Source organism: Flavobacterium hibernum, from assembly GCF_000832125.1.
GTDB lineage: Bacteria > Bacteroidota > Bacteroidia > Flavobacteriales > Flavobacteriaceae > Flavobacterium > Flavobacterium hibernum.
Genome location: NZ_JPRK01000011.1, coordinates 435,208 through 449,187 on the forward strand (window position 1 = coordinate 435,208; position 13,980 = coordinate 449,187).

A 13,980-nucleotide genomic window follows, 5' to 3' on the forward strand; every position below is an offset into this window, starting at 1 on the left:
TATTAAAGTTTAACATTTAATCCCAACATGAATGTTCTTGGTCTCGGGTAATACCCAACATCTACACCTGATGAAAACTTTTGATCATCATTTGAAGAACCAAATCCAATTTCAGGATCCATACCATTGTATTTTGTAAAAGTGTAAAGGTTTAATACTGAAAAGTAAACTCTGAACTGGCTTGCAAAAAATGGTTTTGATTGTTTCAGTTTCGCTAAATCGAATCCTAATGTAACCGTGCTAATTCTTAAGAAATCTCCGTTTTGAACATACAAATCTGAAAATTGTGTGAAGTTTCTATTGTCTTCTGTTACTCTTGGTATTGTGTTCGAAGATCCTTCTCCATGCCAACGATCTAATATTGCAGAAGTATAGTTTCCATAAGCACCTGCTTGGTTTCTATACGATTGTACAAGTTGATTTCCTGCTACTCCATTTGCCATTAATGAAAAATCGAATGCTTTGTAACTTGCAGACAATGAGAAACCATACGTAAAGTCCGGATTTGGATTTCCAATATTGGTTTTATCTGTTGCGTCTATTTTATCATCTCCGTTTGTGTTTACATAAATAATGTCTCCAGGAGCTGCATTTGGCTGTAATACCACACCATTTGCTGATTTATAATTGTCGATTTGCGCTTGATTCTGAAAAACACCACCTGTTTTATATCCCCAGAAATAACCTAAAGGCTGTCCGTTTTCTGCTCTGTAAAACTCACCGGCATTATCATAAAGTTCATTGTTTAATCCGTGAATAAGTCCGTCTACAGTTGGTATTTTACCCACTTCATTTTTATTATAAGCACCGTTTGCACTAATGCTATAATTAAAATCTCCAATTTTATTTTGGTAATTTAAACTTAACTCGACTCCTTTATTCACGACATCTCCACCATTAATAAAGGGTGCATCGGCACCGGCAGTTGCCAAAATTGGTGCTAGAACTAACCAATTTTTATTTGTTTTTTGGTACACATCAAAAGTTACATTCAATGCATTGTTTAAAAATCTTGCATCTAAACCAAGGTCAATTTGCTCTGACGTTTCCCATTTTACATTGGTATTTGATATGTTTTGCGGATAAGCACCAGGTGTCAGAACGCCTTCTTCATTTCCAAAATTGTAATTCGTATTATTTGATTTAATTAATGCTAAATACTGAAACGATCTAATGCTTTGGTTACCAACTTGTCCCCAACTCGCTCTTAGTTTAAGAAAGTTGAATACTTTTGAATCTCTTAAAAAATCTTCGTTTGAAGCTACCCAACCTCCAGATACTGAAGGAAAATAACCCCATTGATTTCCCGGAGCAAATTTAGAAGATCCATCGGCTCTAATGGTAGCATTTAATAAGTAGGTTTCTTTATAATTGTAGTTTAATCTTCCAAAATAAGACATTAACTTATTTTCTTCTTTTTTACCTTTAATCGCAATTTTAGCTCCGTCTTTGTTTGTAGTATTATCTATCCAGGCATGTTCTAAATCGTTAAAAACAGAATCTGCATTGGTAACTTCTACTGAAGTTGCGTCGTAATTAATAAACGATGTACCAACCATTGTTTCAAAATGATGATTCTCGGCAGCATTAAATTTATAAGACACTAAGTTATCCCATGTAATGCTTTTATTTTTGCTCATGTTTTGATTTACTTTATCAAAAGCAGTGTTTGCATAAATTGACAATTGATATTTAGGCGTGTACGAATGTCCTTCAGACACGTAATAATCAAGCCCCAAAGTAGTTTTAAATGTCAGGTTTTTTATAGGTTCAATTTGCAAATAAACATTCCCTAATAATTTTTGATTATTACTTTCATTTTGATTGGTATACTCCATTAAAGCATAAGGATTTGCTGTACCAGCTATCCAAGGTTCTGTGCTGTTTGTGGTATCAAAATAATTTCCGTTTTTATCGTACATTGGCAATAAAGGCGAAACCTGAAAAGCACTTCTTAATGCATTGTTGTATTGATTACCAACACCAATACCATTTTTATCGACGTAAGCAAAACTTAAATTTTGTCCAATTGTTACGACGTCTTTATAAAGTTTGTGTTCAGAATTGAATCTGAAATTATAACGTCCGTAGTTAGATAAATCTTTACCTCCAACAACTCCTTCTTGTCCTAAATAAGACAATGATGTAGAATATACTGAGGTATCTGAACCACCCGAAGCACCAAAAGAAAAGTTTTTAGTTGCAGCATTGTCTGTCAACATTTTATCCATCCAATTCGTTCCTTTTCCTAATCCGGCTATTTGACTATTGGTGAAATAAGGATTTTTACCAGAGTTTACCGCTGCTTCGTTTAATATTGTAGCATATTCTGTTGCATCTAATAAATCTACTTTTCTAGCTACAGATTGTACTCCGTAATATTGATCGAAAGTAATTTTTCCAGGAGCTCCTCTTTTTCCTTTTTTAGTAGTTACCAAAACAACTCCATTTGCAGCTTGAGAACCGTAGATTGCAGCAGAAGCAGCATCTTTAAGTACAGAAATAGATTCGATATCAGAGTTACTTAAATAAGAAATATCACCCGTAAGAATTCCGTCAACTACATACAACGGGCTACTCCCCGCTACAGAACCAACTCCTCTTATCACTACTTTCAAAGCTTCTCCCGGTTGCCCTGAAGTAGAAGTAATTTGAAGTCCCGCCGCTTGACCCTGAAGTGCCTGCAATGCATTTGTAGTATTCGTTTTGGCAAGATTATCTCCGCTAACCTGAGTAACGGCATTGGTTACCAGTGTTTTCTTTTGAGAACCATAACCTATCACGACAACTTCTTTTAAGTCTGCCGCTTCTGTTAATAAAGTAACATTAATTGTTTTTTGAGTTCCAACTGTAATGCGTTGTGTTTTAAATCCCATGAAACTGATTACAATTACGTTGCCCGCTTTTGCCTCCAGTTTAAAATTTCCATCAAAATCTGTTGATGTTCCCGTTTTCGTTCCTTCGATTGCTATGGAAGCACCCGGAATTCCCATACCATCATCTGCCGATTTTACATTTCCGCTTACAAACTGGGATTGTTCCTGCGCAAAACCAGACTGCATTGCAAAGACGCTTAGCAGCAGCGCCATACAAAACGGAAGCATTGTTGTTTTTATACAATATTTGCTTTTCATAATAATTAAGAATTGGTTAAATTTATAGTTAGTTGTATTTAAGTTTATTCATTCTTATTGAAGATAATTTGATCAGCTTGACCGTCTTTTTTTTGTTGAATTCTCAACTTTTATAAACTCCCAATACTCTCAAAAATAGCTGTACTATAATTTTCTCAGGCGAGAAATATTTGGTCGTTTTAAAACTTATAGTCAAATTGAATTTATCTTATGGTTATTTTGACTACAAGTGTAAAACATTTTTTCTATATTAGCAAAATATTAGGGGTATTATTTTGTTTTTCAAATTAAACAGAGTCAACTATTATCAATACAGCAAAATATCCCACTAAACAGAATAAAAAAATATCAAAAAAATAAAGAATTAGCAGTTTGACAATCAGTTATTTAAGGATTATCATTTAAAAGCAGATTTTTCACTAGAATTATAAATGATTGATTGTCAGAAAATTGCTTCTTTAGAAAAAATATAAAGCTTTTGCAAAGGCAACGCGTCATTTAATTTATTTAATTTGTCAAAATTTTAGTAACATATGGTCAAAAATGTATCCGACGATTCAGCTTTAAAAACAGAGCAAACCGCAATGAACGCGATCACAATTGACTGTGTTATTTTTGGTTTTGATGAAGGAAGTCTAGAAGTGCTTTTGGTAGAACATGGAGAAGGAATAAGTAAAGGAAAATGGGGACTTCCGGGAGGTTGGATTTATAAAAAAGAAAGTACTGACAATGCTGCTCATCGTTTATTGAATGAACTTACCGGACTTGACAATATTTATCTGGAACAGCTAAAAGCATTTGGTGATCCGGATCGTTTTCCTTTGCGACGTGTTATAACTATCGGATACTATGCTTTGGTAAAAAGAGAAGATTATAACATTAAAGCGGGTTTTACCGCATCTGACGCTAAATGGTATAAAATCAATACTATTCCGGATTTGATTTACGATCATAACGAAATTTTATCCTATAGTCTGCAACATCTTCGCAACAGAGTACGTCAGGCTCCTTTAGGATTTAATCTTTTGCCTGAAAAATTTACTTTATTACAATTGATGCATTTGTACGAAGAAATTTTAGGAATTGAAATGGACAAATCAAACTTTAGACGTAAAATTTTACACATGAAATTATTGGTCGCGCTAGACGAGAAACAACAAGATGTTTCGCACAGAGCCGCAAAATTGTACCAATTTGACCCAACAATCTATAAAAAACTAACCGAAAAAGGATTTAGTTTTGAATTTTAATACTTGCTTATAATCATAACAAATGACATTCTCATCTTCTAAAAACAATACTGAAACAGATCATAATAGTACCTCAACGGCTATTGATGGAATCACTATTGACTGTGTTATATTTAGTTTTAATAAAGAAAGTCTCGAAGTACTTTTGGTTCAGCATGCCGAAGGGGAAAGTATTGGAAAATGGGGACTTTTGGGTGGATATATGAAGAAAGAAGAAAGTGCCGATGACGCTGCACACCGAATTGTATATGAACTTACAAGTCTGGACAATATTTATCTGGAACAACTAAAAGCTTTTACAAATCCAAATCGTGTGCCCGAAAGAAGAGTTGTAACGATTGGTTATTATACATTGGTAAATCGAGAAGACTACAATATAAAAGCCAGTTTAATGGTTAGAGAATGTAAATGGCATAAGATTAATGAGATCCCGAATTTAATTTTTGATCATAACGAAATTCTTAACTTTAGTTTGATGCAGCTGCGAAGCAGGGTTCAGCAAGCTCCAATTGGATTTAATTTGTTGCCCGAAAAGTTTACACTTTTACAATTAATGCATTTGTATGAAGAAATTTTAGGTATCGAATTGGATAAATCTAACTTTCGCAGAAAAATTTTGCACATGAAATTACTGGTTGCTCTCGACGAAAAACAACAAGATGTCTCACACAGAGCCGCAAAACTGTATAAATTCGATCAGGATATCTACAAGAAATTAACAGAAAAAGGGTTTAATTTTGAATTTTAACGGTGGTTTATGATTTCAGAATCTAACTATCGTGTATCTACATTCCAGAATCCAAAACTTTGCGCTATCTTTGCGCCTTAATAACATGCTCTAAGGCAATTGCTCTAGCGCAAATTTATACCCGGAAATTACTTAAACTCGTTTAGAGAATTGACATATTAAAATGAAGAAGATACGTAACTTTTGCATTATTGCACACATTGACCACGGTAAAAGTACACTGGCAGACCGCTTATTGGGCGCTACACAAACCGTTACAGCTCGTGAAGAAAAAGCACAATTGCTTGACAACATGGATCTGGAGCGCGAGCGTGGAATCACCATTAAGAGTCACGCCATACAAATGGAATACACTTATAAAGGCGAGGAATATATTTTAAATTTAATTGACACTCCTGGTCACGTTGACTTTTCATACGAAGTTTCTCGATCTATTGCCGCCTGCGAAGGTGCTCTTTTGATCGTCGATGCTGCACAAAGTATTCAGGCACAAACAATCTCTAACTTATATTTGGCTCTTGAGAATGATCTTGAAATTATTCCGGTTTTAAATAAAGTAGATTTACCAAGTGCTAACCCAGAAGAAGTTAGTGATGATATTATCGATTTACTAGGCTGTAAATTAGAAGATATTATTCATGCTTCTGGAAAAACAGGTTTTGGTGTTGAAAATATTTTAGCTGCCATTATCGAAAAAATCCCACCTCCATCAGGAAATGTGGATGAGCCATTACAAGCTTTGATTTTTGATTCACATTACAATCCGTTTCGTGGAATTGAAGTAATCTTTAGAGTTGTAAATGGAGAAATTAGAAAAGGGCAAAAAATTAAATTCATGGCTACCGGCAATGAATATTTTGCTGACGAAATTGGAACTTTAAAATTAAATCAGGTTCCTAAAAATGTAATTTCTGCTGGTGACGTTGGTTATTTAATTTCTGGAATTAAAGAAGCCAAAGAGGTAAAAGTTGGTGATACACTAACAGATGCTAAAACGCCAACTACTAATATGATTACTGGTTTTGAGGATGTAAAACCAATGGTATTTGCCGGAATTTATCCTGTAGACACTGAAGATTATGAAGATTTGCGTTCTTCTATGGAAAAATTGCAATTAAATGATGCTTCGTTAGTTTTTACACCTGAAAGCTCTGCAGCGTTAGGATTTGGTTTCCGTTGCGGATTCTTAGGAATGCTTCACATGGAAATTATCCAGGAACGTTTAGAGCGTGAGTTCGATATGACTGTAATTACTACAGTTCCTAACGTTTCGTATTTGGCTTATACCAAAAAAGATCCTGAAACTCCTTTTGTAGTAAACAATCCTTCTGACTTACCTGAACCATCTCGTTTAGACAGAGTTGAAGAACCTTATATTAAAGCAACTATCATTACAAAAGCTGATTTCGTAGGAAACGTAATGAGTTTGTGTATCGAAAAACGTGGTCAAATTACCAATCAAACCTATTTAACGACTGAAAGAGTTGAATTGAATTTTGATATGCCGCTTGCCGAAATTGTATTCGATTTTTACGATCGCTTAAAAACAGTTTCTAAAGGTTATGCTTCTTTTGATTATTCTCCTATTGGAATGAGAACTTCGAAATTGGTAAAACTGGATGTTCTTTTGAATGCTCAAACGGTTGATGCACTTTCTGCATTAATTCACGAAGACAACGCTTATAACATTGGTAAAAAAATGACCGAGAAATTACGCGAATTGATTCCGAGACAACAATTTGATATTCCGATTCAAGCTGCAATTGGAGCAAAAATTATTGCTCGCGAAACTATTAAAGCACTTCGTAAAGACGTTACCGCTAAATGTTATGGTGGAGATATTTCGCGTAAGCGTAAACTTCTTGAAAAACAGAAAAAAGGTAAAAAACGTATGCGTCAGGTAGGAAATGTTGAAATTCCTCAAGAAGCATTTATGGCTGTTTTGAAATTGAATGACTAGATCTTGTTTTAGAAAATAGAATAAAGAGCAAAGAATATAGATTTAACCCGATGACTTACGTTGTCGGGTTTTTTGTTTTTATATATTATCCTTCATCACGAACCTTTATGTAATGCTCCAACTACAAAAAAATAACTTTTTAAAGCCCTAAAAACAGAAAGTAAATACTTACAAAATAAAAAATAAAAAGATAATAGCTTGATTTTTAGCATGTTTTGCATTATATAAAGTAAATTTTAACATAAAAAATATAACTTTAATCTTACAACACTAAAAACCAAATATTATGAAAACGAGATTATTTATTATTTTATCGATGTTAACATTCTCATTTGCAAATGCTCAACAAGAGAACCAAGTCGATTCTGAAATGAAAACTGCAAAAGGAATCACTTTTGCTCATGGTGATATGTTTATAGAAGGTTCTATACAAATTACTACTGGCGGAGATGAGGACTTTTATGCTTTTAATCCAAAATTTGGCTATTTTCTTAGTGACAAGTTTGCTGTTGGAGGACAACTAAATTTTTCAAGCGACAAATTTGAATCTACAAATACCAAAACCAATGTCTTTGGTATTGGTGGATTTGCCAGATACTACGTTTTAGAGTTAGACAAAAAACGCTTTAAAGCATATGGTGAAGCAGGCTTAGGATATGGTAGAAACAAGGTCGAAAACAATGCAGGTTCCAACGACACTAATAGTCTTACCGCCAATATTAATGTTGGATTAAATTATTTTTTAACCAAAAACATTGCGGTGACTTTTACGCTTGCCAACATTTTATCTTATAATAGTGTTTCTCCAGAAAATGGCCCATCATCAAATACGTTTCAATTAAACATTAACTTATTTGAAAACATCTTTGATCAACCAAAATTTGGACTTTTGTACAGATTCTAATTCGTTTTAACGATTTACTCTAAAAAGCTGTCCCAATTTGGGACAGCTTTCTTGTTTTTACAAACTTTAAACCTTTGTATCTTTGAACCTCAAAACCCTTGACTCTAGAAAAAATGCTTGACGAAACTCCAAAACGATTTGACCGTATTGTCGCTATTCTTATTCAATTGCAATCTAAAAAAATTGTAAAAGCTCAGGAATTAGCAGATCGTTTTGATGTTAGTTTAAGAACTATATATAGAGATATTCGAACGCTTGAAGCCTCTGGAGTTCCAATTTATAGCGAAGCTGGCGTTGGTTACGCATTGATGGATGGTTATAGATTACCGCCTGTTATGTTTACACGTGAAGAAGTAAGTAGTTTTATTGCTGCCGAAAAATTGATGCAAAAATTTACTGATCCTTCACTGGGAAATCATTATGCAACGGCAATGTTTAAATTGAAATCGGTATTAAAAAGTACAGATAAAGACTGGCTTTCGAATATTGAATCGAAAGTTGTGATGCAAAACACAGAACCTTTGTTTAATGATAATTCGCCAAATACTTTATCTGTACTTTTTGAAAGTATTGCAGAGAAAAAACAAATTCTTTTGTCTTATAAGACTCTCGAAGCAGAGCAGGCAAGCGATAGAAACATTGAACCTGTTGGGGTTTTTCATGACAACAACAATTGGTATTTTCTGGGTTATTGTCACTTGCGACAAGATTATCGCCAATTTAGAACCGATAGAATTCAGGGAATTCAAAAAACTGAATGTGATTTCACAATCGAACACGATTCTTTAGAGACCTATTTAAAAAAAACAGAAACCTGTCCAACTACCAAAGTTAGAATCTTAATCGAAAAAAAAATAGCACGTTATCTGGCAACAGAACGAAAATATCACGGCTATATTTCTGAAAAAGAAATCGACGGAAAAATAGAAATGACTTTTATCTGTCGTGATATCGAAAGTGGTTTTCCACGTTGGTTTTTAATGTTTGGAGATTACGCCACAATTCTGGAACCGGAAAGATTAAAAACACGGGCTTTAGAATTACTGGAAATCAACAGAAAAAGACTTTTATAAAAAAACTCCTGAAAATAATTTTCAGGAGTTTTTTTTACTTCAAAGGTTCAAGATTTTATCTTTCCCAGAAAAAAGGAGGCTGAATTCCTAAGGCTCTTAAGTATACATATCCTTGTCCGCGGTGGTGCACTTCATTATCAATAAAATATAAAATATTCTGATTTATTGGAAATTCGTATTGACCAAAAAGATTAAAATTTTCATTAAAATCTTCTATAGATAATTTTTCCCAATACTTATTAATTTCTTCTGTTGCCTCATCCCATTTTTCAAGATATTGCGCTTTAAAAATCAATTTTTCTGTTGCTTTTTCGCTAAATGGCTCCACTTCTCTATTTACAATTCCCTTGAGTCCAGGAACTGCAATGGCTAAAAGCTCACTAATTAATTGGGCAAACGGCCTCATACCACCTATTGAAAATTCAAAAAAATCTTTTTCAGGAAAAGCTTCAATTGTATTGCGTGTTAAAGTACGATGACCTTGCCAGTGCTTCAACAAATCTTCGGGAGTAATTACTTGGGCTGCTAATGTTTTCATGGTTTAAAAGTTTTAATTGTTTAATACTTCAAAAGTATCGAGGGTTGGTGACAACAGTTTGTCAGCAGGAAAAAAAACTTTTAAATATTTATTGTACGAGTTAAACCTTGCAGGACTAATCATGCGGAACCAAACCTGTCGGGTTATATCTAAATCTCTAACTTATTAAAACTTATTTTTTTAAAATACGCATCAATTAAACACATAAAACACTGGTTTTCAATAATTAAAAGCAAAATCATTCGTACCTTTAAACTCCCCCTATAATTAAAATCAGAATTATGAGACTACCTCTACTTCTATTTTTTTTATTTTATTCGACTATATCTTTATCTCAAGGAGTTATAGTAGACACCACAACTTTGAGTATTCCGGAACTAGTTCGCCAAGAATTAATGCAAAATGCTTGCGCAAACGAGACTAATTTTAAATTTTCGTCGCATCAGGGTATTGGTAAATTCACCAGTAATTCGCCTAATTTCCCTATCTCAGACGGAATCATTATCCGAAACGGAATCGCCAAATATACCGAAGGCGCTTATACAGGCGCAAATGAAAGTAGCCAACTAAACAATACTTCTGATCCTGATTTGCAAAACATCAGTGACAGTAATGGGCAACTTGTTCCTATTCGAGATGTAAGTTATATTCAATTTGATTTTACGCCTTTGTCGAGTAACTTTAGTTTCGATTTTCTTTTTGCTTCCAACGAATATGGGGAATTTCAATGCGGTTTTAGCGATGTTTTTGCCTTTATATTAACTGATTTAACTACGGGACTTTCTAAGAATCTTGCTGTGCTTCCGGGTACAGATACGCCTGTTTCTGTCAAGAACATAAGAGATCAGCAATATAATTCGTCTTGCTTGTCATCAAACGCCAATTTATTTGACCATTTTAATGTAACCAATCCCGGAGCGTCGGCAATTAATATGCGGGGCGAAACTAAAGTTTTAACGGCATCATCGACGGTAATCCCAAACAGGACTTATAGTATAAAGCTGGCAATTGGCGATTATAATGACAGTAATTATGATTCGGCAGTTTTTATAAAAGGTGGCAGTTTTATAACATCAATGGATTTGGGTCCGGACAGAACCATTTGCGAGGGCGAAAAAATAACGCTTCAATCTGGATTAGTGGGTAATTATGTATACGAATGGACTCTTGATGGCGTTGCAATTCCTAATGAAACCAATAGTTCTTTAACGCTTAATAAAGCAGGAACTTATGGCGTTACGGCAACACTTTCGGGCTGTGTTATAAAAGACGAGGTTATTGTGAATGATTTGATAATAAAATCTCCAAAAAATCTAACGGCTTGCTATACTACAAATGGAATTTATCAGTACGATTTAACTCAAAATAATTTAGCCGAACTGGGGCTTAATCCTAATGAGTATATGCTCTATTATTTTGAATCTTTGGCAGCTGCTAATGCAAACAGTCCTAATATTCCAGAAATTCAATTAAACTCTTTTACCAGTGTTGGCAATAAAAAAATATACATTAAAGTGGTACCGCTTTACAATAAAACTTTTTATTGCAACAATTTGATCTCTTTTGATTTGTTGGTAACGCCACCCATCACTATTAAAAAACCAGCAGATTTGAGTGTTTGTAATACGGAGTCTGGGCGAGTTTCGGTCAATTTAACAGTGCAAGAAACTACTATTCTTGACGGATTAAATCCTTCCGATTTTAATTTTAGTTATTACACCACTCAAGCAGGTGCAAATACAGGAAGTAATAGAATCTCAAATCCGCAATCTTTTATCACTACTTTATCACAATCACCTCAACCCATTTGGGTACGAATTGAAAGTGCCGCTAGTTCTATTTGTTACACTACAACTAATTTTAATGTCATCGTTTATTCACTTCCTGTTGTAGATGCACTTTCAGATGTTGTTGCCTGCAATAGTTATACTTTGCCTCCAATTACATTTGGAAACTATTATACTGGGCCAAATGGAACGGGAACTAAACTGAATGCCGGTGATGTTATTACAACAGGTGGTGTCTATTATATTTACAATAGCGCAACGGCTCCTAATATTTGTTCGAATGAAAATTATTTCAATGTAATTTTAATTTATGAACTCCAATTCGGAAATGACGCTTGTGGCGCCTACATTGTTCCGCGCGTAATTGCAGGTGCATTTTTTACAGAATCTGGAGGAAAGGGAGATCAGATCCCAGAGGGAACAGCTTTGACAACCAGTCAAACTATTTATTATTATGCAGCATTTAATGGAGTTGTCTGTCGCGACGAAGCTGTTCCTTTTGTGGTGCATCCTTTGCCTTTAATTGACAAACCCACTGATGTGGTTACATGCGATTTGTATACTTTACCTCCTTTGACAAATGGAAATTATTATGCATCCTCTGGCGGCTCAGGAAATCAGTTGAATGCGGGAGACCAAATAACTTCGAGCCAAACGGTATTTGTTTTTGCCAATGATGGAAGATGTTCTAATGAATATTCTTTTAAAATTGATATTATCAACTCTTCGAATTTTGTTCAAATTACGCAATGCGGCAGTTTTACCTTACCTCCAATCGAAGTAGGCGGTTATTATGACAGCCCAAATGGTCAGGGTAAAAATATTCCTACCGAAACGGTTATTACTACATCACAAACTATTTATTATTATGCTAATACCACAACTTTTCCTAATTGTACCAATAACTTAAAATACGAAATTACTATAAAACCATTGCCTTTAGTAGACAAACCCAATGATAGGCTTGAATGCGAAAGTTATACTTTACCTCCTTTAATAAATGGCAATTATTTTACTGATACTAATGGCGGTGGACTAATGCTCAAAGCCGGAGATGTAATTACCGAAACTCAAAAAATTTACATTTATGCTGTAGGAGCTGAGTGCTCAAACGAACATAATTTTGTTGTAGAAATAAGACCTCTTCCGCCAATTGATAATTTTACAGATGTTGTGACTTGTACAGATTTTATTTTACCACCGTTAAAAACTGGAAAATATTATACTGCAACCGGAGGTCCAAATGGTTCAGGAAATCAACTTAATGAAGGAATTACCATAAACACCAATCAAACGATATACATTTATAACGAATGGACTGATTTTGCAAAGTGTAGTAATGAAACTTTTTTCAACGTTAATATCAATGGTATAGATGTTGGCGATTTTGCTGATATAAATGTTTGCGACAGTTATACGTTACCCGCTTTAAAACTGGGCAATTATTATTCGCAACCACAAGGACAAGGTTCTGTTATTCCCGCTGGAACTTTAATAACATCTTCTCAAACCCTTTATGTTTATGCCAGTGCAGGTAATCGATCGACTTGCTCCAGCGAGAAAAGTTTTTTAGTCACAATTTCTACAGCTCCCGTATTAACAAATACTCCAGATGTTGCTATTTGTCAGAGTTATACTTTGCCTGCTTTGGCTATTGGCGATTATTACAGCGAACCGAATGGAGGCGGAACAATTTTCTTGGCTGGAACTTCTATAAATACGAGCCAAAGAATGTATATCTATGCAACGTCTGCCACAAATTCTAATTGTACTTCGCAAGACGATTTTTCTATTACAATTTATCCTTTGAAAAATTTACAGTTACAAAACGGAATAATTTGTATCGATTACCAAACTGGTGTTCTACTAAGTCCTGCTCTATTAAACTCTGGGCTTGATTCTAGCAATTATACAATTGATTGGTTTTTAGAGGGCAACAAAGTAAGTTCGGGTTCAACTTATTCCGCCACACAAGAAGGAACTTATACTGTTGTTTCCACAAAAACCACCCCGAATATTGGTGACGATTGTGGTTACAATCCCACTACGGTTAAAGTCGAAAAATCAAGTCCAGCTATTGCAACGGTAACCGTTACGGATGCTTTTACAGATACTATTGACATTATTGTAAATTTGACAAATGGTTTTGGAATTTATGAATATCAATTGGACGATGGTAATTTTCAAACTGATAATATCTTTCACGATGTCGATTCTGGGCAACACGCCATTTCTATAAGAGATATTAAAGGAAAATGTGACGATCAGATTTTAATTGCCAATGTGCTCAAATATCCTAAATTTTTCACGCCCAACAATGATGGTTACAATGATACTTGGAATATTACAGATCTTGCTTTTCAGCATGATGCCGTTATTAATATTTTTGATCGTTACGGAAAACTCATCAAACAATTAAGTCCTTCTGGTCCAGGATGGGATGGGAATTATAATGGTGGCCCTCTCCCATCTTCAGATTATTGGTTTCAAACATTTTACACTCAAAATGGTGTATCGCATGTTTTCAAATCTCATTTTAGCTTAAAAAGATAATTGTATTCGCTTACTATAAACTCTAAAAATGGT

Annotated in this window: 8 protein-coding genes; 6 read left to right on the forward strand and 2 right to left on the reverse strand. The window is 34.4% G+C overall.

The genetic code is table 11. From position 1 onward, the window contains the following. Positions 1-2: 2 nt before the first annotated feature. Positions 3-3,134: a SusC/RagA family TonB-linked outer membrane protein gene (locus IW18_RS14735; protein ID WP_052480176.1), complete on the reverse strand. Its 3,132-nt coding sequence runs from the start codon at positions 3,132-3,134 to the stop codon at positions 3-5. Positions 3,135-3,667: 533 nt separating this feature from the next. Here IW18_RS14735 and IW18_RS14740 point away from each other — a divergent pair. The 5 genes from IW18_RS14740 to IW18_RS14760 all read left to right on the forward strand — a co-directional run bounded on the left by IW18_RS14740 (position 3,668) and on the right by IW18_RS14760 (position 9,069). Beyond that, complete coding sequence (locus IW18_RS14740; protein WP_041518629.1) at positions 3,668-4,384, forward strand: NUDIX hydrolase; 717 nt, start codon at positions 3,668-3,670, stop codon at positions 4,382-4,384. Between the two features lie 22 nt (positions 4,385-4,406). Further along, the gene (locus IW18_RS14745) at positions 4,407-5,132 is read left to right on the forward strand and encodes an NUDIX hydrolase (RefSeq protein ID WP_041518630.1); all 726 of its coding nucleotides are present in this window, start codon (positions 4,407-4,409) and stop codon (positions 5,130-5,132) included. 163 nt (positions 5,133-5,295) lie between these two features. Then, complete coding sequence (gene lepA, locus IW18_RS14750; protein WP_041518631.1) at positions 5,296-7,092, forward strand: translation elongation factor 4; 1,797 nt, start codon at positions 5,296-5,298, stop codon at positions 7,090-7,092. A 286-nt stretch (positions 7,093-7,378) separates the two neighbouring features. Continuing rightward, the gene (locus IW18_RS14755) at positions 7,379-7,996 is read left to right on the forward strand and encodes an outer membrane beta-barrel protein (protein ID WP_041518632.1); all 618 of its coding nucleotides are present in this window, start codon (positions 7,379-7,381) and stop codon (positions 7,994-7,996) included. Positions 7,997-8,109: 113 nt separating this feature from the next. Further along, a complete protein-coding gene (locus tag IW18_RS14760) occupies positions 8,110-9,069 on the forward strand; it encodes a helix-turn-helix transcriptional regulator (protein ID WP_041518633.1) in 960 nt (319 codons plus the stop codon). Positions 9,070-9,124: 55 nt separating this feature from the next. Here the strand turns inward: IW18_RS14760 and IW18_RS14765 are convergent, their stop codons facing one another. After that, on the reverse strand, positions 9,125-9,607 hold the full coding sequence (locus tag IW18_RS14765) for a DinB family protein (protein ID WP_041518634.1): 483 nt from the start codon (positions 9,605-9,607) through the stop codon (positions 9,125-9,127). 281 nt (positions 9,608-9,888) lie between these two features. Here IW18_RS14765 and IW18_RS14770 point away from each other — a divergent pair, with 281 nt between their 5' ends. Next, positions 9,889-13,947, forward strand: a complete 4,059-nt coding sequence (locus tag IW18_RS14770; RefSeq protein WP_084607956.1) for a T9SS type B sorting domain-containing protein — start codon at positions 9,889-9,891, stop codon at positions 13,945-13,947. The last annotated feature ends 33 nt before the right edge of the window (positions 13,948-13,980 follow it).